At 40.9% G+C, this 25,436-nt stretch carries 25 protein-coding genes, 1 pseudogene and 1 other annotated feature; of the genes and pseudogenes, 9 read left to right on the forward strand and 17 right to left on the reverse strand.

Going from position 1 to position 25,436, the window contains the following annotated elements; translation table 11 throughout:
• Positions 1-70 precede the first annotated feature (70 nt).
• Positions 71-919, reverse strand: coding sequence for a D-amino-acid transaminase (gene dat, locus AUO94_RS02510; protein ID WP_058385783.1), 849 nt, complete (start codon positions 917-919; stop codon positions 71-73).
• 17 nt (positions 920-936) lie between these two features.
• Entirely contained in the window at positions 937-2,310 is a 1,374-nt protein-coding gene (pepV, locus tag AUO94_RS02515; protein WP_058385784.1) for a dipeptidase PepV, read from the reverse strand.
• Between the two features lie 302 nt (positions 2,311-2,612).
• On the opposite strand from pepV, the gene AUO94_RS02520 reads away from it, so the two are divergent.
• On the forward strand, positions 2,613-2,834 hold the full coding sequence (locus AUO94_RS02520; RefSeq protein ID WP_058385785.1) for a DeoR family transcriptional regulator: 222 nt from the start codon (positions 2,613-2,615) through the stop codon (positions 2,832-2,834).
• Positions 2,835-2,873: 39 nt separating this feature from the next.
• On the opposite strand, the gene AUO94_RS02525 is transcribed toward AUO94_RS02520, so the two are convergent.
• Complete coding sequence (locus tag AUO94_RS02525; RefSeq protein WP_058385786.1) at positions 2,874-3,587, reverse strand: pseudouridine synthase; 714 nt, start codon at positions 3,585-3,587, stop codon at positions 2,874-2,876.
• 10 nt (positions 3,588-3,597) lie between these two features.
• On the reverse strand, positions 3,598-5,202 hold the full coding sequence (locus AUO94_RS02530; RefSeq protein ID WP_058385787.1) for a putative polysaccharide biosynthesis protein: 1,605 nt from the start codon (positions 5,200-5,202) through the stop codon (positions 3,598-3,600).
• 129 nt (positions 5,203-5,331) lie between these two features.
• Between AUO94_RS02530 and AUO94_RS02535 the strand changes: the two genes are divergently transcribed.
• Positions 5,332-6,597: a BaiN/RdsA family NAD(P)/FAD-dependent oxidoreductase gene (locus tag AUO94_RS02535; protein ID WP_058385788.1), complete on the forward strand. Its 1,266-nt coding sequence runs from the start codon at positions 5,332-5,334 to the stop codon at positions 6,595-6,597.
• 633 nt (positions 6,598-7,230) lie between these two features.
• On the opposite strand, the gene leuS is transcribed toward AUO94_RS02535, so the two are convergent.
• The 3 genes from leuS to AUO94_RS02550 form a co-directional block, all read right to left on the reverse strand.
• A complete protein-coding gene (gene leuS, locus AUO94_RS02540; protein WP_058385789.1) occupies positions 7,231-9,642 on the reverse strand; it encodes a leucine--tRNA ligase in 2,412 nt (803 codons plus the stop codon).
• Between the two features lie 42 nt (positions 9,643-9,684).
• Positions 9,685-9,890 (reverse strand) — a binding site (T-box leader).
• A gap of 44 nt (positions 9,891-9,934) precedes the next feature.
• The gene (locus AUO94_RS02545) at positions 9,935-10,588 is read right to left on the reverse strand and encodes a 3-oxoacid CoA-transferase subunit B (RefSeq protein ID WP_058385790.1); all 654 of its coding nucleotides are present in this window, start codon (positions 10,586-10,588) and stop codon (positions 9,935-9,937) included.
• A 17-nt stretch (positions 10,589-10,605) separates the two neighbouring features.
• Positions 10,606-11,298: a CoA transferase subunit A gene (locus AUO94_RS02550; RefSeq protein WP_058385791.1), complete on the reverse strand. Its 693-nt coding sequence runs from the start codon at positions 11,296-11,298 to the stop codon at positions 10,606-10,608.
• Positions 11,299-11,450: 152 nt separating this feature from the next.
• Here AUO94_RS02550 and mnmL point away from each other — a divergent pair, with 152 nt between their 5' ends.
• Positions 11,451-12,428, forward strand: a complete 978-nt coding sequence (mnmL, locus tag AUO94_RS02555; RefSeq protein WP_058385792.1) for a tRNA modification radical SAM protein MnmL/YtqA — start codon at positions 11,451-11,453, stop codon at positions 12,426-12,428.
• The gene (mnmM, locus tag AUO94_RS02560) at positions 12,425-12,976 is read left to right on the forward strand and encodes a tRNA 5-(aminomethyl)-2-thiouridylate-methyltransferase MnmM (protein ID WP_058385793.1); all 552 of its coding nucleotides are present in this window, start codon (positions 12,425-12,427) and stop codon (positions 12,974-12,976) included. The genes mnmL and mnmM overlap by 4 nt, the downstream gene beginning before the upstream one ends.
• Positions 12,977-13,040: 64 nt before the next feature.
• Here the strand turns inward: mnmM and AUO94_RS02565 are convergent, their stop codons facing one another.
• The 8 genes from AUO94_RS02565 to AUO94_RS02600 form a co-directional block, all read right to left on the reverse strand.
• Positions 13,041-14,315, reverse strand: coding sequence for an MFS transporter (locus AUO94_RS02565; protein WP_058385794.1), 1,275 nt, complete (start codon positions 14,313-14,315; stop codon positions 13,041-13,043).
• 162 nt (positions 14,316-14,477) lie between these two features.
• A complete protein-coding gene (locus tag AUO94_RS02570; protein ID WP_058385795.1) occupies positions 14,478-14,981 on the reverse strand; it encodes a redoxin domain-containing protein in 504 nt (167 codons plus the stop codon).
• Positions 14,982-15,023: 42 nt separating this feature from the next.
• Positions 15,024-15,689: a haloacid dehalogenase type II gene (locus AUO94_RS02575; RefSeq protein ID WP_156423925.1), complete on the reverse strand. Its 666-nt coding sequence runs from the start codon at positions 15,687-15,689 to the stop codon at positions 15,024-15,026.
• Between the two features lie 210 nt (positions 15,690-15,899).
• Positions 15,900-17,342 carry a murein hydrolase activator EnvC family protein gene (locus AUO94_RS02580; protein ID WP_082707492.1) on the reverse strand — a complete coding sequence of 481 codons (1,443 nt, stop codon included), beginning with the start codon at positions 17,340-17,342 and terminating at the stop codon, positions 15,900-15,902.
• Between the two features lie 354 nt (positions 17,343-17,696).
• Positions 17,697-18,167 (reverse strand): peptide-methionine (S)-S-oxide reductase, encoded by a 471-nt coding sequence (locus AUO94_RS02585; RefSeq protein WP_058385797.1) that lies wholly within the window; start codon positions 18,165-18,167, stop codon positions 17,697-17,699.
• Between the two features lie 108 nt (positions 18,168-18,275).
• Positions 18,276-18,839: a GNAT family N-acetyltransferase gene (locus tag AUO94_RS02590; protein ID WP_058386929.1), complete on the reverse strand. Its 564-nt coding sequence runs from the start codon at positions 18,837-18,839 to the stop codon at positions 18,276-18,278.
• Between the two features lie 72 nt (positions 18,840-18,911).
• Positions 18,912-19,217, reverse strand: coding sequence for a hypothetical protein (locus AUO94_RS02595; RefSeq protein WP_058385798.1), 306 nt, complete (start codon positions 19,215-19,217; stop codon positions 18,912-18,914).
• Positions 19,218-19,301: 84 nt separating this feature from the next.
• Entirely contained in the window at positions 19,302-20,063 is a 762-nt protein-coding gene (locus AUO94_RS02600) for a kanamycin nucleotidyltransferase C-terminal domain-containing protein (protein ID WP_058385799.1), read from the reverse strand.
• A 281-nt stretch (positions 20,064-20,344) separates the two neighbouring features.
• On the opposite strand from AUO94_RS02600, the gene AUO94_RS02605 reads away from it, so the two are divergent.
• From AUO94_RS02605 to AUO94_RS02615, 3 genes are read left to right on the forward strand one after another with little or no spacing between them, the layout of a single operon-like run.
• Positions 20,345-21,544 (forward strand): MFS transporter, encoded by a 1,200-nt coding sequence (locus tag AUO94_RS02605; protein WP_058385800.1) that lies wholly within the window; start codon positions 20,345-20,347, stop codon positions 21,542-21,544.
• Positions 21,504-21,698, forward strand: a complete 195-nt coding sequence (locus AUO94_RS17520) for a hypothetical protein (RefSeq protein ID WP_058385801.1) — start codon at positions 21,504-21,506, stop codon at positions 21,696-21,698. Before AUO94_RS02605 ends, AUO94_RS17520 begins: the two co-directional genes overlap by 41 nt.
• Positions 21,699-21,701: 3 nt before the next feature.
• The gene (locus AUO94_RS02615; RefSeq protein ID WP_058385802.1) at positions 21,702-21,986 is read left to right on the forward strand and encodes a hypothetical protein; all 285 of its coding nucleotides are present in this window, start codon (positions 21,702-21,704) and stop codon (positions 21,984-21,986) included.
• Positions 21,987-22,222: 236 nt separating this feature from the next.
• Here AUO94_RS02615 and AUO94_RS02620 read toward each other — a convergent pair whose 3' ends face one another.
• Both AUO94_RS02620 and AUO94_RS02625 read right to left on the reverse strand, forming a co-directional pair.
• On the reverse strand, positions 22,223-22,993 hold the full coding sequence (locus AUO94_RS02620; protein WP_058385803.1) for an ABC transporter permease: 771 nt from the start codon (positions 22,991-22,993) through the stop codon (positions 22,223-22,225).
• A gap of 12 nt (positions 22,994-23,005) precedes the next feature.
• Positions 23,006-23,920, reverse strand: coding sequence for an ABC transporter ATP-binding protein (locus AUO94_RS02625; RefSeq protein WP_058385804.1), 915 nt, complete (start codon positions 23,918-23,920; stop codon positions 23,006-23,008).
• 213 nt (positions 23,921-24,133) lie between these two features.
• Here AUO94_RS02625 and AUO94_RS17325 point away from each other — a divergent pair.
• Positions 24,134-25,017 (forward strand): annotated as a pseudogene (locus tag AUO94_RS17325) (IS30 family transposase).
• A 118-nt stretch (positions 25,018-25,135) separates the two neighbouring features.
• Entirely contained in the window at positions 25,136-25,312 is a 177-nt protein-coding gene (locus tag AUO94_RS17200) for a hypothetical protein (RefSeq protein WP_156423926.1), read from the forward strand.
• The last annotated feature ends 124 nt before the right edge of the window (positions 25,313-25,436 follow it).

Genomic DNA, 25,436 nt, shown 5'->3' on the forward strand with positions numbered 1-25,436 from the left:
ACCATGTGCACGGGTACAAAAAAATAGTGATTGGCTTGAGCCAATCACTTTTCTTCTGATAAATGATGGATTACGATTTTACGCCGACTCCAATGCGCGCTTCAAAAGCCGCCTGTAATTTACGCGTCAATTCTCCAGGAACACCTTGACCGATTTTTTTATCACCAATTGCGACAACTGGCATTACTTCAGTGGTCGTTGAAGACATGATAAATTCGTCCATTTCAAGTGCTTGAGCTTTTGTGAAAGGTGTTTCTTCTACTGGAATTTCCAACTCTTCGCATAATTCAAGAATTACACGTCTCGTAATGCCATTTAAAATAAGGTTGTTAGCAGGATGGGTATAAAGGATGCCGTTTTTAATGCCATACATATTCGATGAACAGCCTTCTGTCACGGTTTCACCACGGTGCAAAATCGCTTCAAAATATCCTTCTTCATAAGCTTCTTGTTTCGCTAGTACATTGCCGAGCAGGTTCAAGCTTTTAATGTCACAACGCAACCAACGAATATCTTCGATAAACTTCGCCGTTACTCCAGACTCTAAACTCCCAACTGGACGCTCTACTGATTTCGTATTGCCGGTAATCACAGGATTTGCTTGTGTTGGGAATTGATGCTGTCGTTCTGCAGCGCCGCGCGTAACTTGAACGTATACCTGACCGTTATCAATCATGTTCAATTCCACAAAATCATACATCATTTTATGAAAAACATCTTTTGGATAGGGAATAACAATTTTGATTTTATCAGCACTTTCATAGAAACGGTCAATATGTTCTTTTGCTGTAAACAAGTTGCCGTCATAAACACGAATGACCTCGTAAATACCGTCTCCAAACTGATAGCCACGATCTTCTTTCGAAATCACCAAATCCTCTTCACGAATAAACTCACCATTATGCAATATCAAATCCATATCTAATCCCTCTTCCCTTATTTTTTACAAGCCAATTGATAAATTGCTTCTGCGTAAATTGCAGTTGCTTTAACTAAATTGTCGATATCGACAAATTCATCTGCTTGGTGCGCAACGTCCGGCTCACCTGGAAACAGCATACCAAATGCTACACCTTTATCAAGTACGCGCGCATATGTGCCCCCACCAATAGCAAGAAGGTCTGCTTTGTCACCTGTTTGTTTTTCATAGGCATTTTGTAGCGTCTTGATAAATGGATCGTTTCCATCCACGTAATGAGGAGGAGAATTGGACGCAATGTCCAGAACAAAATCCTTGAGTCGATAAGCCGCGATCTTTTCTTCAAATGGATAACTGATGGAATACCGCATGCTGACTGTAATCATCGCTGTTTTCTTTTTCTCAAAGCGAATAATTCCCGCGTTAAATGTCGTATTTCCTGATTGTTCATCCATAAACTCCAGTCCCAGTTTGCGACCACGCGAATCTTGATAAAACGTATCCGCGACAAATGCCACAAATTTCTGGCCATCGCCTTCTAAGCGATCTTTCAAAAATAATGCCAGTAAAACCCCTGCATTGACACCGTCTTCAGGCTCCATGGCATGGGCTGACTTTCCATTTAACGTCAACTCGGTCGAGCCGTTATGCTGTTCGACGACTCCTGTAACATTGTGTTCTTTGCAAAACGCTTTAAAATCTTCCTGCCATTCTGCTAGTTGGCCATTTAAAATAGCGGTTGCTTGGTCAGGCACCATATTGGTTCGATGACCTGCAATAAAAGATTCTAAAATCGCATCTTCATGCATGGAAAATGTTGAAAACACCAAGGTTGCGATCCCCTTTTCAGCATTGATGATTGGGAAATCCGCATCTGGTGTAAAGGCAATAGAGGGCATTTCTTCTGTTTTAAAATAACGATCCATGCAGCGGAACTCACTTTCTTCATCGGTTCCAATAATCAACCGCACGCGTTTTGTAAATTCTACGCCTGCTTCTTTTACCATGTTCAAAGCCGTCCATGCGGCAATTGTCGGACCTTTGTCGTCGATCGTGCCTCTGCCATAAAGTCGACCATTTTCAATTTCTCCACCAAATGGAGCTTTTGTCCATCCACTTCCCACTGGCACAACGTCAACGTGTCCTAAAATACCGAGCAATTCTTCACCTTGCCCAATCTCAAGATGCCCTGCAATGTCCCCTACATTTTTTACTGAATAGCCCTGAGTTTTCCCTTTTTTTAAAAACCAATCCAATGCCTGTTTAACTTCTTTTCCAAAAGGAGCCGTTGGTGTTGTGTCGTCACTTAACACGCTGGGAATCGCCACTAATTCCTGTAATTCTCTCAGCATGGTCTCTTTGCGTTTGTTAGCTTCTAGCAGCCAATCCATGGTTCACACTCCTTTTTGTTATGGCTATTGTACACCTTTTTCCATCAAATTAAAGAATTTGTGACAATTTGCATAAAAAATTCTGTCTTTCTATTGTTATTTTTGTGTAAAGATAGAGGGAAATCCTAGAATTCGAGATGTTTTTCCGGTATACTGGAATTGTCAGACTAGTCAAATTGACACACTATTTTAGGAAAAGGGGCTGTCTTTGGCATCAATCATAAACCAGCTGTATAAATCTCAGCCTATCGTCCGCTAGTCTTTGCCAATGGGAAAAAAGATGAAGGAGTGGTTCTATTATTATGAAACCCACAACCGATCGCATGCTCATTCGAATTAAAGATATGTATAAGTACATTCTCGACAACGGGACTGTAACGACGCAAGATCTTGTCGATGAATTCGGCATCACTCCTCGCACCATTCAAAGAGATTTGAATGTGTTAGCCTTTAACGACTTGGTGACCAGCCCAACTCGAGGCAAATGGACAACGACGCAACGGAAAGTGAAAATGACGTCTTAAACAATTTCCTAAACAAAGAAAATGACCGCAGCTATGCGGTCATTTTCTTTGTTTTAAACTAGTTACTTCTTCTTCCGTCAAATGACGGTATTCTCCAAGACCAAGCTCTGGATCAAGACTCAGAGGCCCCATCGACAAACGTTTCAAATAAACTACCCGCTTGCCGACACTTTCGAACATCCGTTTAACTTGATGGAATTTGCCTTCAGTAATCGTCAATTCGATTTTAGATTCGGCACCACTCTCAATTATATTTAAACTAGCTGGCTTCGTCACGTAACCATCGTCAAGCGCTACACCTTTTTTGAATGCTTCTGCATCCTCTTCTGTGACTTGTCCTTCAATTACTGCATAGTAAGTTTTGTCTACATGCTTTTTGGGTGATAATAATTCATGGGCTAACTTGCCGTCATTCGTCAGCAACAAAAAACCTTCAGTATCTTTGTCCAGTCGCCCAACTGGAAACGGCTCGAAATGCTGTTCTTGTTCTCCCAATAAATCGATTACCGTTTGGTCGTATTTATCTTCGGTTGCAGAGATGACGTCTTGCGGCTTGTTCATCAGCAAGTAGATAAACTCAGTATAAACAACCGCCTCGCCTTCTACTGCTACTTGATCTGTCTGTTCATCTACATGTATTTTTGGATCACGGACAATTTCCCCGTTCACTTCCACTGCAGTTGATTTCAGTAGGATTTTAACTTCTTTTCTAGAGCCAAAACCCATATTCGAAAGGAATTTATCTATGCGCATTGTGTCACTCCTAAAAGCCTAATTTCCGAGAAATTTTCGTTATTTTTGACCCCATTAACTTTTGTGCTAGTCCTGTTTTCAGTCCAAGATAACCATAAACAACTATTCCCACACCACCAACTAAAAGCAAGCGCAACATTGATAATAATTTATTGTCCATGCCTATAAATAGATCTAATCCCGACATCGCTAAGAAAACCGCTCCCGCCATAATCACGTTTAAGATGACGATTAAAATAACACGTCTTCCAACCATTTGCGAACGGTAATTCATGGTTTTAGCGATGACCACCATGTTCATACCAATCGCTACTAAATAGCCAATAATCGTTGCAGCAATAGCACCGTCTGTTTCAAAGCGTTCGATCAACGGTGTATTTAATACTGCTTTTAATAATAAACCTATCGACAAGTTGATAATAATCCATTTTTGTTTGTTAATCCCTTGTAAAATAGAAGCAGTGACTGGAAAAGCTGAAAATAAAATTGCTACTGGTAAATAATGTGCCAGGATTTCAGATCCAACATCACTGACTTCGTAAAAGACATGGTATAACTCATCAGACAGCATCGTCATACCGATAACAGCCGGTAATGTCAAGAATAGTAGTAACTGTATTGATTGATCGAGTGTTCGCGATACTTGAAGATATTCACGACGCGTAAAATGTTTGGTGATCAATGGAATCAATGCCATTGAAAATCCAGTTGCGAGCATCACAGGAATCATGACTAGCTTATGAGCAGTCAAATTTAGAATTCCAAGAAGATCGATTTCAGAGACATTCCCACCCGAGCTCATCGCTCGGTTAAATGTCATCAAATCAACAAATTGGAATAATGGATTGGCAATTCCTAGGAAAATAACTGGAACCGCGTAAATCAAAATCTCCTTGTACATATCACGTAACTTTACATCGTACGATTCAACGGAGTTCGCTAACAGACGATTATATTCAGGCTTTTTCTTTTTCCAGAAATAGGCTAGTGTCACAACACCACCAAGTGCCCCAACTGCAGCTGACAACACAGCAAATTGAATCGCCGTTTTTGGTGTACCTTCGAAGATATAAATTACTGCATAAGATCCGCCTAATAGGAAAATAATACGAACGATTTGCTCCACTAACTGTGAAACAGCGGTCGGCATCATGTAATTATAGCCTTGGAAAAACCCTCTCCACAAACTCATAAACGGCACGACAATTAATGCAAAGCTGACCCAGCGAATGGCTTCAGTAATGTCGCCTACTGAATAAATAAGCTCATCTTCAGAAATGGTGATGCGCGCTAGTGGTTCTGCGAAGATATAAAGTAAAAGAAACGACACAAAACCAGTAATCATCATTGTCAAAAGACCTGACTTTAATAATCGCCTACCGGTTTCATAATCACCGAGAGAATTGTATTTCGCGGTAAATTTCGAGAACGCAATCGGTGCACCGGAAATAGCCAGTGCCAGCATCAAGTTATACGGGATATACGCATATTGATAAAGTCCGATATTGTCTTTTCCTACCATGCTATAAAACGGGATGATATAAAGAACGCCAAGGATTTTCGATAAAAATAGACCCAAGGTTAAGATGGCTGTACCTTTAATTAATGATGACATTTTACACTTCCTGACTTGTTCGTGATAAAAACAATCTACACGATAGTTTACACCTATAGAAGAAATTACTCAACGTGTTTCGCTGCATCGTGTATACTTGAGAGAAAAACGAAAGCGAGTTCTTATTCTATGTATGACGTTATAATCATAGGCGGAGGTTCCTCCGGCTTAATGGCATCTATTGCCGCAGCTTCGATTAACCAAAAAGTATTGCTGATCGAAAAAGGTAAAAAGTTAGGAAAAAAATTAATTATATCTGGCGGTGGACGTTGCAACGTCACCAATCGATTGCCACTCGATGAAATTGTTAAACACATTCCAGGGAATGGACGTTTTCTTCATAGCCCCTTTTCTGTATTCGATAACGAAGATATTATTTCCTTCTTTGAAGGACTTGGTGTGGCCCTAAAAGAAGAAGACCATGGCCGCATGTTTCCCGTTTCTAATCGGGCACAGGACGTAGCAGATGCCATGTTTAAAGAAATGGAACGACTCAACGTCACCATTTTATTGGATTCACCCGTGAAAAAATTATTAATGACCGATGAAAAAGTAACCGGTGTCCGTCTGCACACTGGTGAAGAATATACGGCGAAAGCAGTGGTTGTAGCGGTTGGAGGCAAAGCCGTGCCACAAACTGGCTCTACTGGAGACGGCTACCCGTGGGCAGAAAAAGCAGGTCATTTGGTGACAGAGCTTTATCCAACTGAAGTACCACTTTTATCAAAAGAACCGTTTATCGTCAGTCGCGAGCTTCAAGGTTTGGCTTTACGTGATGCCGCTGTAACCGTATTAAACAAAAAAGACAAGGTGCTTGTCACGCATCAAATGGACATGCTGTTTACGCATTTTGGATTGAGCGGTCCTGCAGTTTTGCGCTGTAGCCAATACGTTGTCAAAGAAATGAAAAAAAATGGTGGTCACCCAGTTGAAATGCGTATCAATACCTTGCCAGATGAAAATGCAGAATCTGCCTTTCAGCTGTTAAACAATATGATGAAAGACGAACCCAAAAAATCATTGAAAAATGTTTGGAAAAGTTTAGCGCAAGAGCGTTGGTTGCTGTTCCTTATGGGCCGTGCAGAAATTGATCCATTACTGACTGGTGCCGAATTGCCAAGTGACAAAGTACGCGCAATGGCTCAACAGCTAACCGCTTTCACAATGTTCGTTAACGGTACACAATCGATTGAAAAAGCGTTTGTTACGGGTGGCGGTGTATCGATCAAAGAAATCGAACCCAAAACGATGGCTTCTAAAAAGAAACCTGGATTGTATTTCTGTGGTGAAATTTTAGACATTCACGGCTACACGGGTGGCTACAACATCACGTCTGCATTAGTCACAGGCAACGTAGCCGGACAAAGCGCAGCACAATTTGCCAAAGAAAGTTAATGAGAAGGCGGAGGTTAAACGCTATGGGTGATGTAACCGAGTATGTTCTGTTGCTAGTCTATTCCCTTCCACTGCTCATCATTTTCGGCGCCTTGTTAATTGGGCGTGCTTTTGGTAAAAAGAAAAAGAGTTAGTTTTCAAACAAATAAGAAGTGTCTATTTTGAATAACCTGCTCTAAGTGATTGCTTTTCACTCGTTCTCTTAAAAGCCTTTAGTCTATTTTTTGTACCATTAAATCACACTAAAGCTTATGTCCTATCAAAATTGGCCAAAGCAGTTCATACAGACAAACAAGCTACTGGTAACAACACAAAAGAGGCAGACCGGAATTTCTCCGATCTGCCTCTTTTGTTATTCGTTTTAATAAATGCTAACGGAAGACTCCGCTTTTCTTTGTCCAGACTTCGTCTTCCAGCTCCTCGAGTCTTAAGTCAGCCCAGCTGTGTGGCAAAACGCCACTTCGCCAGTCTGCCTTAAGCTTGTCGGAGCTACCGGAAGACTCCGCTTTTCTTTGTCCAGACTTCGTCTTCCAGCTCCTCGAGTCTTAAGTCAGCCCGGCTGTGTGGCAAAACGCCACTTCGCCAGTCTGCCTTAAGCTTGTCGGAGCTACCGGAAGACTCCGCTTTTCTTTGTTAGCCTACTACGATGTTAACTAATTTCCCTGGAATGACGATGACTTTACGTACTTGTTTACCTTCTGTCGCTTTCTGGACTTGTTCGTCTGCAAGTGCAGCTGTTTCTAGTTGTTCTTTTGAGCTGTCTTTAGCGATTGTCAGCTTAGTTTTTACTTTGCCGTTTACTTGAACTACAACTTCGACTTTATCGTCGACCATTTTCGATTCATCGAATTGTGGCCAATTTTCGTAAGAAACAGATCCTTCATGACCCAATTTCTGCCACAGTTCTTCTGCTACGTGAGGTGCGATTGGCGACAGTAATTTCACAAAGCCTTCTACGTATTCTTTCGGAATCGAATCGACTTTGTAGCCTTCATTGATGAACATCATCATTTGTGAAATAGCCGTGTTAAAACGGAGTCCTTCAAAATCGTCCGTGACTTTTTTTACGGTTTGATGATAAACTTTTTCCATTTTGCCATCGTTGGTGTCCGTGACTTTCGCACTCAATTGATCTTCATCCATCAATAAGCGCCAAACGCGGTCTAGGAATCGACGAGAGCCATCTAGTCCGTTTGTCGACCAAGCAATTGATGCTTCAAGTGGCCCCATAAACATTTCGTACATACGTAATGTATCTGCACCGTGGCTTTCGATAATTTGGTCGGGGTTGACGACATTGCCTTTTGATTTCGACATTTTCTCGTTTCCTTCGCCCAGAATCATACCTTGGTTAAACAATTTCTGGAAAGGTTCTTTTGTTGAAACTACACCGATATCGTAAAGCACTTTATGCCAGAAACGGGCATACAGCAAATGAAGCACTGCATGCTCTGCACCGCCGATATAAACATCGACCGGCAACCAGCGTTTCAATAGTTCTGGGTCTGCCAACATTTCGTCATTCGTTGGATCGATAAAGCGCAAGTAATACCAGCAGCTTCCTGCCCATTGTGGCATCGTGTTGGTTTCGCGGCGCCCTTTCATGCCTGTTTCTGGATGAACAATATTGACCCAGTCCGTAATATTAGCAAGCGGTGATTCACCAGTTCCACTTGGCTTAATATCCGTCGTTACCGGCAACATCAATGGCAAATCTTGTTCTTCAACGGGTGTCATCGTGCCGTCTTCCCAGTGGATAATTGGAATCGGCTCGCCCCAGTAACGTTGACGGCTAAACAACCAGTCACGCAAGCGGTACGTAATTTTCTTGTCGCCGACTTTCTTGTCAACTAGCCATGCAATGGCTTTTTCGATTGCTTCTTTTTTGTTCAATCCATTAAGGAAATCGGAATTGATCAATTCGCCATCGCCAGCATAGGCCTCTTCTTTGATATTGCCACCTGATACAACTTCCACAATTGGCAAATCGAATTGCTGAGCAAATTCATAATCGCGCTCGTCGTGAGCAGGAACCGCCATGATGGCACCTGTTCCATAAGTTGCCAATACATAATCGGCAATCCAAATCGGCATTTTCTCACCACTTGCTGGATTTGTTGCATAAGCGCCTGTGAAAACACCTGATTTGTCTTTTGCCAAATCAGTACGTTCCAAATCACTTTTCGTTTTCACGTCATCAATGTATTTTTCAACAGCCTGTTTTTGTTCTACTGTTGTAATCGCAGCTACTAATTTATGTTCAGGGGCTAGTACCGCATAAGTCGCACCAAAAATCGTATCCGGGCGTGTCGTAAATGCGCGGAAAGAATGTTCCGTGTCTGCTACTTGAAATTCCAGTTCTGCGCCTTCTGATTTACCAATCCAGTTGCGTTGCATATCTTTCAAGCTTTCTGGCCAATCCAAGTCTTCCAAATCTTCAAGAAGACGATCTGCATAATTTGTAATACGCAACACCCATTGGCGCATTGGACGACGCTCAACCGGATGACCTCCACGTTCTGATTTGCCATCAATGACTTCTTCATTTGCAAGAACCGTACCGAGTGCTGGGCACCAGTTAACCGCTACTTCGTCAACATACGCCAGTCCTTTATTATACAATTGAATAAAAATCCATTGTGTCCATTTGTAATAAGACGGATCTGTCGTGCTAATCTCACGGTCCCAGTCATATGAAAATCCAAGTTCTTGAATTTGACGTTTAAAGGTTTCAATGTTTTTAGCTGTAAATTCAGCTGGGTCATTTCCAGTATCCAGTGCATATTGCTCTGCCGGCAGACCAAATGCGTCCCAGCCCATTGGGTGAAGAACGTTGTACCCTTGCATGCGTTTGACACGACTTAAAATGTCCGTCGCCGTATAGCCTTCTGGATGTCCTACGTGAAGTCCAGCACCTGATGGATACGGGAACATGTCTAGTGCGTAAAACTTTGGTTTTGATGGGTCATCCACCATTTTAAACGTCTTATTATCTTGCCAATATTTTTGCCATTTTTTCTCAACTAGTTTGTGATTGAATGTCATTTCCGATTCCTCCTCAAAATAAAAAAATCCCGTCCCTTAAAAATAAGGGACGGGATTTTCCCGCGGTACCACCCAAATTAGCGATTGCTCGCTCAACTTGATTCCTTAACGCGGAAAACGGTGTATCTTACTTAGTTTCACATACACGGACTCCAAGGCGAGTTCACTTGCGCATTTTACCAGCTTGCACCTACCGCCGGCTCTCTGTCAAAAACACACAAACTACTAGTCCTCTTCACTGTCATTGGTTATTGTCTCTATTTTAGACGAAGCACTGTTTTTTCGCAATAGCTTAAGAAACTTTGACGTTTTTCGTATTCAACGGTGCGTCTGTAGAATCGATGATATCTTGAACAGTAAAGCCTTCAAATACCTCTGACAACACTAAACCATCTTTTGTTACTTCAATCACTGCACGCTCTGTGATGATTTTGTTGACCACGCCTTTGCCAGTTAACGGCAAATCACATTGTTTTTTGATTTTAGCAGACCCGTCTTTTGACACATGATCCATAATGACAATGACTTTTTTGGCACCATGCACTAAATCCATCGCTCCGCCCATGCCTTTAATCATTTTACCAGGAATCATCCAGTTGGCTAAGTCGCCGTTTTCAGCTACTTCCATTCCACCAAGAATGGCGACATCAATATGTCCGCCGCGAATCATCGCAAAAGATTCCGCACTGGTAAAGAAAGACGATCCTGGGATTGTCGTTACGGTTTCTTTTCCAGCATTGATCAAATCCGGATCTACATTGTCTTCTGTCGGATAAGGACCGATTCCTAAAAGTCCATTTTCTGATTGAAGCACAACACTTTTGTTATCAGAAATGAAATTCGCTACCAAAGTCGGCATACCGATTCCTAAGTTAACGTAATCGCCATCGTTGATTTCTTTTTCAGCGCGTTTTGCAATGCGTTCTCTGACCAATTGTTTATCCAATATTTCTCCACCCTTTCTTAAACAGTGCGTGTTGTAAGACGTTCGATCCGTTTTTCCTGATCTGCTTGAAGCAAGCCTTGTACATAAATGCTTGGCGTTTGAACGTGATTCGGATTGATGTCACCGATTTCCACGATTTCTTCTACTTCCGCAATGGTAATTTTTCCAGCTGCTGCAGCAAGCGGATTGAAGTTTTGTGCCGTTTTGTTGTAAACCAAGTTCCCCATCTTATCAGCTTTATGTGCTCTCACCAAAGCAAAGTCAGCTCTTAATGCGTGTTCTAGTACGTGTTCTTTGCCGTCAAATTCGCGAATTTCTTTGCCTTCTGCAACAGTTGTACCAACCCCAGCTGGTGTAAAAAATGCTGGAATTCCAGCTCCACCTGCGCGCATTTTTTCAGCAAGTGTTCCTTGCGGTGTCAATTCCACTTCGATTTCGCCCGACAATACTTGACGTTCGAATTCTTTGTTTTCACCCACATAAGAACCAATCATTTTTTTTATTTGTTTGTTTTTAAGTAGCAGTCCCAGGCCCCATTCGTCTACACCGCAGTTATTAGAAATGACGGTCAGATTGGTTACCCCTTTATCAACTAGTGCTAAAATAAGTTGTTCAGGTATGCCTACTAACCCAAAACCGCCCACCATAATTGTGGCACCGTCTTGAATTTGTTCAACTGCCTCTTTTGCAGAACTGTAAATCGGTTTCATTCCATTATGCCTCCTCTGACTCATCAACTAAAAAGTAATTAGTAAAACGCTTCCATAACCAATTTAAACAAACTATCGCACTAAACGCAATATTCATAAATATCAGCACTACATTTCACTAGCATTGTTGATCGTTTCCACGGCATGCTACAATGTTGTTTAAGGAGTTGTTACGAGTGAATACAGAATTTCCTTTTTCATCTGATGGAAAACGTTATTATACATGGAATCGCCATTTGCGCGATCATTTTGGTTTTAAGGTCATGAAAATCGCGTTAGATGCCGGATTTGATTGTCCGAACCGGGATGGCACAGTGGCACACGGTGGCTGTACATTTTGCAGCGTTGCAGGTTCTGGTGATTTTGCTGGAGACCGTGTGGACTCGATTCCCAAGCAATTTGATAAAATCAAAGAAAAAATGCATCGCAAATGGAAAGATGCTAAATACATGGCGTACTTCCAAGCCTATACCAATACACATGCGCCGTTACCGGTGATTAAAGAAAAGTTTGAAGCGGCACTTGAGCAAGAAAATGTTATCGGGTTAAGCATCGCAACGCGTCCGGACTGTTTGCCAGACGATGTCGTAGATTATTTAGCCGAATTAAACGAACGAACGTATTTATGGGTCGAACTTGGCTTGCAAACGGTTCATGAGCGAACGGCCCTTTTGGTCAACCGTGCACATGATTTTGAAGCTTATGTCGAGGGCGTAACGAAATTACGCACGCGCGGCATCCGGGTATGTACACATATCATCAACGGCTTACCACTTGAAGACCGTGACATGATGATGGAAACTGCGCGTGAAGTGGCAAAACTTGATGTTCAAGGCATTAAAATTCACTTATTGCATTTATTAAAAGGCACACCAATGGTTAAGCAATACGAAAAAGGCATGGTCGAGTTTCTTGAAAAGCAAGAATACATTCACTTAGTCGCCGACCAACTTGAAGTGTTGCCACCTGACATGGTCGTGCAACGCATTACAGGAGATGGCCCGATAGACTTAATGATTGGTCCGATGTGGAGCGCAAACAAATGGGAAGTCTTAAACGGCATCGATGCAGAACTCGCACGCCGTGAAAGTTGGCAAGGTAAACGGGCTACAGGGAGTGTGACTTCATGACGGTACAACGTGTATTGCCTTTTACAAAATCATTACTTGAACAAGCGGTCTCTTCTGGAGACGTAGTCATTGACGGCACTGCTGGCAACGGACATGATACACACTTTCTTGCGAGTTTAACTGGAGCAACCGGAAAAGTTTTCGCTTTTGATATACAACAAGAAGCAATACAGGCGACTCGAGAGCGTGTCCAAGAGTTTGACCACGTCGAACTGATTCACGACAGCCATGCCAAAATAAAAAACTATGTGTCACAACCCATTGCTGCTGCTGTTTTCAACCTTGGCTATTTGCCAAAAGGCGATCACTCCATAATTACGAAAGCACAAAGTACACTTTCTTCTCTCGAACAATGTTTAGAGCTGTTGAAAATAAAAGGTGTTTTGTTAGTGGTCGTATACAGTGGACACGAAGGTGGCAGCGAAGAACGGGATGCTGTTATGGAATTCGTTTCCTCACTTCCGCAAAAAACTTTTGATGTGCTGAAATATGAGTTTATCAACCAGCAACATTCACCTCCGTTTCTTTTAGCAATTGAGAAAAAATAAGAAATCATTTAAAAAACGCAGAAAAGAGCACTTGCTCTTTTCTGCGTTTTTTAAGCTTAGTTTTCTATTCCTTCTTTTCCGGCGGATTTGCTAGTAAAGCTGCCACAATTCCAAGAAGCGGGAAAATCATAATAACCCATAACACTTCCTTATAGCCGCCAAAGAAATCGTAAAACAAGCCGAACGGCAACGGCCCAAGAGCAGAACCAACGACCATAAAGGCCATCGAAATACCGGTTATGCTACCAAGGTATTGCCGACCGAAATAATTCGGCCATACAACACTGAGAGTTACCCGTTCAATTCCCAACATAAAGCCCCAAACAACCGCAAATAGAATCGCGCCTGAAAACAGGTCCGCTTCTTTTAATAAAAAAATTGAGGCGATTTCCCCAACGAATACAAAAGCTAACATCCACTGCACACGTATTTTATCAAGCAAATAACCTGCTAGAAACGTTACCGGAAAACCGATAATCGCCATTAAACTCAAGACAGTCGCAGCTGTTTCAGGTGCTAACGATTGAATTGAAAAAATAGACACCAAATGGAAAGTCATTCCCGTATTAACCAAAGCAGGAACCACTACACAAAACAACAAGAGCCAAAAAGAGCGGGTCTTTTTCGCTTCTTTTACTGTCCAACTACTATCTGAGGATAACGGCTTTTGTTGATCCTCATCTCTTACTAGAGGTCCATTATCTGGAAGCAAGCCAATATCTTCTGGTCGATTTCGGATAAAGAAAAATGCTAAAGGTGTAAAAATCAGGACAATGGATGCGCCAAGAATTTGCCAAGTCGTCCGCCAGCCATATGCTTCAATTAACCAAACATTGATCAATGGAAATGCAGCCGATCCAATCATCCCACCTAATGCAGCTAAACCAAGTGCACGACCTCGTTTTTGTATAAACCATTGTGGTATCAACGCATTTGGTACGAGCGTCATTGATCCTTGACCAAACAACCGTATAGCGAAAAACCCCATAAATAACATCACCCAATTGACTACAAAGCTATTAAATATACTGGCTGCTGCTAAAATTAAGGATACCGCAATTGCCATTTTTCGCGCACCGACTTTATCAATCATTCGACCGATAATAAACAATAAAAACCCTGCAAGAAGTGTCGCTGACGAATAAATACCGGACACGGTTGAGCGGCTCCAGCCAAATTCTTCTATGTAATAATCAATAAAAATGGCATTTGAATAAGTTTGTCCAGGTCCAGAAAAAAAGTGAGACAATCCTGCGAGAATGACAATAACCCAGCCGTAATAAAATGGTGTCTGGATAACACCATTTCCATTAATCCTTTTTCCTTTTGTTTTCTTCACAACAACCCTCCTCCAAAGAAAAAGAGCCCCTTTGAGCTCTTTTTATCCGTTCTATTATTTTACAATTAACACTGAGTAATTTGCACGTCTTACCTCTTTATGGCTAACACACAAAAGAGACCTTGCCCCATTAATAGGCAAGGTCTTTTTAAGTGATTTGTATCACTTTAAATTCTTTTTAATATACTGCACAACTTTGCGAAGTTCTGTTGCGCTCGGACGTCCATAAGGGCTCGTTTGCTGCTGTTGATAAAGAATATTCCCTTTTTCATCAAGCAAATAATGAGCAGCTTCCCCGTGGATTCCATGATCTTCATATGGTGCATCTTCTCCGTGGTAATAAGCTCCGTACTGCTCTAATAAATCTGTTGTAAGGTCAGACAGGAGTGGAAAACTTAAGCTATGCTCATTTTTCATCCCTAACGAATTTTCTTGGCTATCTGTTGATAGAGCCGTAAAATAAACGCCTTTTCCTTCAAAATACGAAAGGCTTTCTTCAATTTCTTTTAAATCTTGGTTACATACTGGGCACCATGATCCTCTGAAAAAGACCAAAAATCTCCAACCTGGACGATCCGTCAAATCTTGTTCCAAAGAATAAGTACCGCCTTCTGCTAATGGTAATTCAAATTGTGGTGCTTTGTCACCGAGTTGTAATGTTGTCATAGGTAGTTTCCTCCTTATTTTTAAAACGCAATCAAGTGAACGTTATTTCCACTTTAACAATCCAGTTAAATCATCAAATACATAATCCGGCTCTAGATCGAGTTCTTCAACTGGCATCCCTTTCCGGTTGATCCAAGCTGTTTGGAATCCAAAACTTTTCGCACCTGATACATCCCAGCCATTAGACGACATGAAAAGAACTTCATGACTTTCAATTCCAAGTTGTTCTAATGCATATTGATAAGATGCCGGTGTTGGTTTAAATTCTTTCACGTCATCAATACTCAATACTTGATCAAACAACTCTTCTAAACCTGCATTTTTAACTAATGGATCCAGCATATCGTGAGAGCCATTTGAAAAAACCACTAAGTTTTTATCTTTTAACTGCGTAAGAACTTCTTTCGATTCTGAGTAAAGCGGTAAATGCAGATATGCAGCTAATAATTTTTGCTCGTTTTCTTTACTTGGCTGCAAGTCATTTTCGTTCAGTGCATATTTTAATGCATCATGTGTAATGGCATAGAGCGTGGCATAATTGCTCATCAGCTGGCGCAACATAAAATATTCCACTTGCTTGGATCTCCATGTTTGACTGATTTTCTCGCCGTAACCTGGATATAATTCCTCGCATTCTCTTTTTATTGCCGTAACATCGAATAAGGTTCCGTATACATCGAACACGAAGGCTTTGATTGAACTGTCCACTCTCCATCCTCCTTTTGATGATTCTGCAAACATCGACTATACGTATGTACAATTGGTTGACCTACAATACAGTCTCTTCTCTTTATACCCAAAGGCAGTCGGATTAATCGGAAATCAACAAATTAATCTAAATGTAAAATAAAAACCCGAACGGGCACACTTTTAAAAGTGCCAACAATCGGGCTTAATCTCTCATTTATTAAAATTAGTTTAGAAATAATTCATCGGATCCACTGCATTTGAGCGAGCCCCATTCCAAGAGCCAATATGGACTTCAAAATGAAGGTGAGGTCCGGTAGAACGTCCTGTGCTACCGACTAATCCTACATTTTGGCCTTGTGAGACTGCTTGACCAGCTGAAACGTTAATAGCGCTCATATGACCGTATACAGTTGCATACGATTGACCATTGATTGAATGGGTCAAAATTACAACGTTACCGTAGCCGCCCATATTACCTGCAAAGGAAACATAACCGGATGCCGCGGCAGAAATTGGTGTGCCCGTTACATTGGCAATGTCCTGTCCGAGATGCGATTCAGCACCGTCGCCAATATCCCGTCCACCAAAGCCTGACGAGTATCGTCCAGAAACGGGTCTAATAAACATCGCGCTAGATGAAGGTGCAGGTGCAGTTTCCACTTTTTCAGGCGCGCTCACAACCGGGCTTGATACTTTCGGCTTACTCGCTGTTTCAGCTTTGGCGCTAGTTTTAGCTTGTGCTTCACGCGCTGCTTGTGCACGTGCTTCTTCTTTTGCAGTAGCATCTGCTTGTGCTTGTGCTCTTGCTTGTGCTCTTGCTTGTGCTCTTGCTTCTGCTGCAGCTTTCTCAGCAGCTATTTTTCGTTGACGTTCTTCTTCTGCTTTTCTGGCAATTTCAGCTAAACGTGCTTGTTCGTTCATGATTTGCTTTTCTAAATCAGCGCTAATTTCGATAGCTTCTGTGCGTTTATTTTCTAAACCGCCTTTTTCTGTTGCTAATCGTTGCTGTTCAGTTTCTAAGTTCCGAACAAAACCTGCTTGCTCTGTTTTTTTACTACCTAAAGATGCTTTTAACCCAACTAATTCCGAACGGTGTAATTCTTGTTCAGCTAGCTTGGATTCTACTTGTTCTTTTTGTTCCGCTAGCAGTTCTTTATCTGCTGCTTGTTCGCGCATGATTTCTCGGTCTGCTTCGATCAATGTATTGACTGCAGAAAATCGATCAATAAAATCTACGAAACTGTTTGCGCCAAGTAGAACGTCCATGTAATCTACAGAGCCGCCACTCAATTGAATTGCACGCGCTCGTTCTTTCAATAACTGTGTGCGTTCCTCAATTTTTCGTTCCAGCTCTACAATTGATTTTTTTAGCTCATCAATTTCTATTTTCGTTTGATCAATTTCTGCTTGGACATTGTTAATGTTTGCTTCTGTATCATTGATTTGCGTATTCAAATCTGCAATTTTTGATGCAAGCTGCTCTAGCTTTGATACATTTTGAGTGATTTGCCCTGCTTTTTCATTAATACCTGCATTCAATTCACTTTGTTGTTGTTGTGTTTCTTGCTGTTTTTGCTCTAATTCACTTAGTGTATCCGCGTTAGCTGTTGGTATCAATATTGATAAGGCTAATACAGAGGATAAACTAGTTACCATCCATTTTGAAATCACGTGTTTAATCCCCTCTCGAATCTTTCTAATGTTTTAATCTCTGTATGTCTTATGTATATAAGTGTAAATCGTATAGGTTTCTTCGAAAATTGCGACTCGCTCAGTATACCAGCTAGGAACCTCTATACTGTTACAGCAATATTTCTTTTTCTTCTAATAATGAAATATTTTTGTAATATATTAGAAATTATAATAATCAGAATTTTACACCTGCTTAAAACTACTTATTGTTTTACACTAGTTGTTCGAGATAAAAAGAATTTCAAAGTTTCTTTACCGTACTATTAACATGAACTAATAAGAAAAGAAGCTCTGATTAGAGCTCCTTCTTGTTCCGTAATAAGCGATAGTTTCTTACTTATATTTGCTCAAAAGTTCTTCAGGAATATGACAGTAATCATCTGGGCATCTGGTCAACCGATCTTGATGTTCTTCTGCACTTTTTACGTAGTTTGTAAGCGCCCGTACCTCAACTACGATAAGGTCGTAATCGCTTCTCTCGCGAAGAAATGCCTCTGCTTCTTCTAAGTGCTGAGGCTTTTCACTGTATACACCCGTTCTGTATTTCTCACCAATGTCCTGCCCTTGTTTGTTTAAACTGTATGGATCGATAATTTCAAATAAATAGCCCATTAATTCTTGGCATGTCACAATGGCTGGATCAAATGCTGTCTTCACACATTCGGCGTAGCCATCGTAATCTCCTTCACGTGTAGGACTTGTTCCGTTAGCCCTTCCCGCTTCTGTAAATATGACACCAGGCAAAGTTTTAATAAAAGCTTCTACTCCCCATAAACATCCACCCGCAATATATAACACTTCCATGTTGTACCTCCTAGTAGTTTTTAATATAACTTCGATTGTTCCAATAACATAAGCGAAAAAAATGATTCTGTTAATGGATCATATGTAAACTCAATGAAACAGGTTAAATTATATGATAGCGCTTAGTTTCTCCCATTCTTCTCTCAATATACCCATTTTGATGGCATCAAAATACTGTCCTTCTACTGTTCGGGCATTTCTAATACGCGCCTCTATAATCATCCCCATTCGTTCGGCCACTATTATCATTCGTTCGTTTCCGGACCAGGTTGACATTCCCAATCTATGTAATTCTGTTGATTCAAAAAGAAAATCAATCCAGAGTTTGTAAGCTTCCGAACCATATCCACCATTCCAATAGTCTTTATCGTAAATCACAATTCCGGTCTCGAGCCAGTTTGTATTCTTATCTATCCAGTAGGCACCCACATAGCCAATCACTTTTCCCTCAGCTCTTATCACAAGAGAAGCTGGAACTCCTGTTGCAATCTCTTCTTCATTTAGCCAGTGTTTGCGATGTTCTTCCTTTGTTATTCGCTTTTCGGGTATGTAAGGTCCATTCCATTTTTTCGCTTCTTGTTCCTTTTCTTCAAATCTCCAAAAATACAAATCATCCAAGTTTGCTTCCCTATTTCCTATTAATTCAACTTTTCTTCCAATTATCTTTATCATAGTCATGGTTCAGCCTCTCTTCCTGTAATCATATGTCCATTTTGTTAGCCCTTTCAAATAGAATTGAACTGTTTACTTTCTATTTAAGAAGTTATATTTAACTCCCTTTATTGCATTAATTTCAGACAAATACTCATAAGCAGCAAGAAGCAATAATGGCTTTTTGGTTTTTAGAATCTCTACTGTTTTTCCTTCGTCCTCGATTCTAGACATTAGTCTATCTGACTTGGGGAACTTGAAGACGATTTCTTCATTTACTATTAAAATATCATTATCCCAACCCGTGCTATTTGTTTGCACTTTATTTAGTGGTAAATCCGGAAACCTATTTTCTACAAAACTAACATGTCTTCCTTGGTCATAAGCGTCTTCCTCCATATTTAATCCCCTTCTGATAATCCACAATTTGTAAACCACTTAACCGACTTCTGCTGTCATTTCCGGCTTCTTATTGCTGAAAAATCAAATGGGAAGCTCCTTTAACCGATAGTCCAGTCCCATATTGTTATACCACTCATTTAGGCCGGTCCATAAATCTTCACAAAGGGAATAAAATTTTTCTTTGTCTTGCAGCTGCCCTTCCGTGATGAAATCCAAGAGTTTTTTGTATCCTGAAGGAATGGATTCCAGTTCCACCGATTCTTTAAATGTTCTGGCTCTTGTAGTGTAAAACGTCTTATTTGCAAGCCCAATCAGTTTCGCACTTTGCCAGAGCAAATCTCTGGCACCTATATCTAGATAATTTAAGTTGCCATTGCTGTAATTATTTCTTATTTTCGCAATGGTTTCATAAGGCTCCCAGACCATGAACTCTTGCATAATATCTCGCCTATTAGCATCCAATGCTTCAAAAGGAAGGTCTTTGACTTGCTCGAATAAATGAGTTGGATCATGAATCGAAAGAATATGAATAAACACACCGGCCTTAATCGCCCATGAATCGTCCACTTCTTTTGCTTGTTCGATAAATGTACGATGGTCTTTTGTACTGAGTTCGATTTTGAATTTGTCGTAGATAAATTCAAGGCTCTTTAACTGATTGGCATCTTTTGTAGTGACATGCAATTCGATGTCTGAAAACGGTCCATCCGTTTTTAAAGCGATAGATCCATAAGCACCGATAGCCAATATGGCATCCCCGTGTGCATCGAGCAGTCTCTCTTTTATCGTGTGTATCATTTCTAACTTTTCTTTTCTCGTCGTTGAAACCGGATAGGCTAGCATGTCTAAATCCTTTCATACACCTTACCCGCAACGAAAAGAACATGCTAAGGCCTCTTGAAAAAATGGCGTAGTTTCTATCTACTATATCCAAAATTTTCTTTTAACGCCATTTATTTTCTGTTAATTTCACGTATAATAGGAATAATCAAATTTCTCGATAAATCGAAATCCCCCAAGATTTATCTTCAATCGGAAAGGAACTGCTGATATGATAATTAGTCCAATTTGATCCCCCTTCAATAGAAATCATTTAAGAAATGAACTCTTGGGGGAACTTATTCATGAAACTGAATCGAAATTTCAACTTATTGCTGACCGGGCAATCGCTTGCCAACATCGGCGATGTCTTGTACATTGTCAGCATCATTTACATGATTTTCGAATTGACCGGATCAGCCACTGCGGCTGCTTTTGTCCCGTTTACCATCACCAGTTCGATGTTCATCTCGAACACCTTAACACCTTTGTTGATGCAACGCTTCAACCTGAAATGGCTGTTGGCAGGTTCGCAGATGGGCAAAACGGTGTTGCTAATCGGACTGGCATTCTTTCTGCCGCAACTCTCGCTGGCCAATTTTTACGGACTGTTTTTGCTTATCAGCCTAGTCGCCTTACTGGACGGCTGTGCCAATCCCGTAACCCAATCGCTCATTCCGAATTACGTGAAAAGCGAACAGTTGCTAAAAACAAATGGCCTTATGGAAACTGTTACCCAACTAATCCAAACCGCCATGTGGTTTGTCGGTAGCTCCTTGTTGATTTGGCTCTCTGCAAATGAATTGGTCTGGTTAACAGCCGGCTTATTTTTGGTCTCGAGTCTGCTATTGAGCTTTTTGGAGAGGGTCTACTTTACGCCATCGAAGGCGCAAGGAAAGTGGGAACAAATTACAGAAGGCTGGCAAACGGTCTCCAATTCGCCTGTACTCAAGCGAATTGTCTGGATGGATGTCCTGGAGACGATAGCTGGGACGGTGTGGATTGCGGCGATTCTCTATGTTTTTGTCAGTGATGCCTTATTAGTAGATGAAAAATGGTGGGGGTTCATCAATGGCGCATTTTTTTTAGGATTGATCGCTGGCAGCTTGTTCTGTCTGCGGTTTTCAGATTGGATCGAACAAAAGCTCAGCCAGTTTATTTTCCTTGGTGCAATCTCCAGCAGCTTGGTCACCATCTTCTTTGGCTTGACGAACCTTCCGATGCTTGCGCTGCTTTTTTCCTTTTTGGTTGGGGTTTTTGGTCAGATTAAAAATATTCCGCAACAGACGGTAGTTCAGACAAGTGTTCCCAAAGCACAATTGCCAACCGTATTTACTACACTCGGCGCAATTGGTACCGGAACCTTTGGCATTGCTTCCCTTTTGATGGGTGTTCTGGCAGACGCATTTGGCATTCGCGGGGTATTCATTTTGTCTGGAATTTTATTGAGCATCGTCAGCTTGATTGCTTATAAAGGCAGAGTCTTACTATGGCGAACAGTATAAGCTTTTAATAGAAGAACTTTACGATCAGCTGGCTGATTTGATGGCTGAAAAACGGCTACTGACAGAAAATATCTCTACTTTTTCAGTCGTGGAAGTCCGCGGAGCCATCGCAACTGCCTCCCCTGTCATTGATGAAGGAGACGGGTGGGAATAACCGTTGTATCAGCTTGAATGGACACAGTATTCAACGGAAGATTATGAACAGCTTGATGGCAGCCAAAAGATTTTCGTCCATAAAGCGCTGGACCGAATCAAATTGAGAGTTATGGAAGCGGGCCAATCCCTTCACGGCAACTTGGCGCAATGCAACAAGCTGAAAAACAAGAAGATGGGCCTGCGGATTATTTTCAGAGAAGCCGAGGCGACCATCCAAATAATTCAGATTGTAGCTATTGGAAAACGCGATAAAGAAAAAATTATAAAATGGCTGAAGAGTGATTAAGCTAATTGAAATGAAGAACAAGTTTTCCCGACTAAAAAGAGTCCGACAAAGCGAACACTTTAGAAGTGCTCGCTTTGCCGGACTCTTATTTTGTTGAACCAAATTATTCTCTATTTTGATGACTACAACTTCTGATAATCTGATGATACGTAAACTAGACTATCTTTATAAAGTTGATTTTCTTCTTGTAAAACTGATTCTGATTTACATACATATATGAACCAAGCCTATAGATATTAACTTCTCAGCCCACGGCCTTTTTCGATCAGATACCAATTGAGTCCATAAAGTAAAACCACAAAAATAATCGAAATGAGAACAGAGAATAGAATCGGTACATCGATTACACCGAGGATCCCGAATCGAAATCCAGAAATCATATAAACAATCGGGTTGAACTTTGATACAAACTGCCAAAATGGAGGCAACATCGAGATGGCAAAAAATACACCACCTAAGTAAGTTAATGGCTGAAGAACAAAAGTAGGAACAATAGACACATCGTCAAACGATTTTGCAAAAATGCCGTTCAACAGACCAGCCAAAGAGAACAAAATAGACGTCATTAAAAACGTTAATATGACAATACTCCAAGAATGGACTTGCAACGGGACAAAAAGTAGCGAGATAATGGTGACCAGTACCCCTACCAGAGTACTTCTTCCTAGTCCTCCCATCACAAATCCCCAAATAATAATATGGGTCGGGACGGGAGCGACCAATAGTTCTTCAATATTCTTTTGAAATTTTTGTGAGAAAAATGATGACGATACATTCGAGTAGGAACTGGTAATGACTGACATCATAATCAATCCAGGAACAATAAACTCCATGTACGAAAATCCTTCCATTTCGCCAATCCTTTTGCCAATCAAATTCCCAAAGATGATAAAGTATAAGGAAGTCGTAATAACAGGCGGAACCAATGTTTGGATCCAAATTCTAAGATAACGGTTCGTTTCTTTGACCGCCAAACCTTTTAATGCTACTAAATATAGTTTAAACATGTGAATCCTCCACTACGCAGTTTCTTTTGTAAGTTTTAAAAATAACTCTTCTAATCGATTAGACTTATTACGCATCGACAACACTTTAATCCCTTGTTCGGTCAATTGGTTAAACAGTTCGTTGATCCCTTGATCACGCCCTACTTCCACAGAAAGGGATCCTTCATCCATAAGTTCACTCTTATAGCCTTTAATTACCGGAATTTGTCCTGAAGATTCAATATCTAAAATAATTGTTTCAAACTGAAGCTTAGCAAGCAATGATTTCATACTTGTATCTTCAATCAGCTGCCCCTTTTGAATAATACCAATATTGCGGCATAACATCTCCGCTTCTTCCAAATAATGTGTTGTCAAAATTATCGTCGTACCATTATCATTCAACTCTTTCAGAAACGTCCACATCTCTCGTCTCAATTCAATGTCCACACCCGCCGTCGGCTCATCAAGAATAAGTAGACGCGGTTCATGCATCAAGGCGCGTGAAATCATCAATCGACGTTTCATCCCTCCGGAAAGCATCCGTGCCTGAACATTTTTTTTCTCCCATAAATCAGACTGCTTCAAGTACTTTTCGCTGCGCTCTAATGCTTCCTTCCTTGATACGCCGTAATAACCTGCCTGGTTCACGACAATCTGTTGAACCGTTTCAAAAGGACTGAAGTTAAACTCCTGGGGGACCAAACCAATCTGCAGCTTCGCCTGCATTAACTGTGTGTCCATATCATAGCCGAAGACTTTGACATTTCCTGATGTCTTATTGACAAGGGATGTCACAATCCCGATGGTCGTAGATTTCCCAGCACCGTTAGGACCTAAAAGAGCGTAGAAGTCTCCTTCTTCTACTTTCAAATCGATGCCACGCAAAGCCTCAACGCCGCCAGTATAGACCTTTTTCAAGTCGTTTATTTCTAATGCATATGTCATTCACTTTATCTCCTAACTATCTTTTTATTAGTTGTATTTAACTACCTAATTGCCAGTATGCCACTCCCTCATATTCGTAAAGATTTGTGTATACATTTTTTAAATGCGCCGGTTGTGAAATTAAGCTAGACAACCGAAAAAGTCATTCGTGATACCTCACAATGTATTTTCCAATCAAAGAAAAACTTCAGAGTGATCACGAATGAACCGGTGATGATAGAATCCTACCACAACCAAATATGCACGTTTCAATCATCGCTGAGTGCCTGAATCGTTCCAGACAGCCAATTTATAATATCATAAAATTCCTGGAATCGGGGCATAAAGCCCTCGACTTTCACAAGTAGTACGAAAGAAACAAGAAACCTTGCGTTTGCTGAAAATGGGCTTACCGAAGAAAAAATCGCTTATATTCAAGACAAGATGACGCAAGTCTAAACAACAGATGTCATTGTCGGTCGTGAAAAAAAGCAATCCACTGTTTCATGCGCACGCTCTATCACATGTTCAAAAATCGGATTTTTAATGTAGCGACTCTGCCGATAAAAGGGAAACGGAAATCCCATAGTCACTAGGAACGTCACGGAAAGCAGGCGTTCAAAAGGTACATTTTCGAAAAAGAATTCGGGCACATTGAAGAGATACCATTGTGGGCGCCCGACACAAAAGTGCGGTAACCACGCTCGTTGAAAGGCTAACAAAAGTCATCATCGCCGTGAAGCCTGCAGGATAAGGCGTGCCATAGTGAGACCACATTACATCAGTTGTTTCAAGGGATTCCCAGAAATCTGTTCAAGTCCATCACGTTTGATTCTAAAAAGGAATTCTTCAACTGAAAAGCGCTGTTGAACCAACATGACGTCTCGATTTATTTTACGGATCCCGGCACGCCTTCTAAGCGCCTTGAATGAACATTCCAACGAGCTGCTTTGAAAAGGCTGCCAAAGGAAATGGACTTCGACCAGGTGGATCAACCGTTCATTTCCTCAGTGGCCGACAAGCGGAATCACATCCCACGTAAGTCGCTGAATTACCGCACACCTTTGGAAACATTTTTGAGTCACCTGAATGGAGTGGACTTGTCTAGCTTATATTGACAAACGGAAAATCAATAAAAATAGTATGAAACTGCATGATTTTAGAAGAAAAATGAAACTTTAATGAAAATAAATCAGTATAGTACTTGATCATAAATTTTGCTGAGGAGGAAATACCATGAACGTTAGCTTACTATTGTCCATTGTGATGGTAATTGTTGGAATGTTTTTCTTAATTTTATCGCTTTTATTTCTAGGCGAAATTCAAATAGGTGCATTTGTAGCTTCTTTAATCATTGCTATTATTTTTTATATTCAATACAAAAGACAAAAGAAAAATGCGCCTAACAACTGAATGTAACTTTCATAGAATTATGCTACATTCAAAACAAGTAGAAAATCTCTTGAAATTTATTTGTTTAAGAAAAACGAAACCTTCATTGGATAAAAATGGTATATATAATATCCAGTTAAATCAT

The sequence above is a fragment of the Planococcus kocurii genome, assembly GCF_001465835.2.
Lineage (GTDB): Bacteria > Bacillota > Bacilli > Bacillales_A > Planococcaceae > Planococcus > Planococcus kocurii.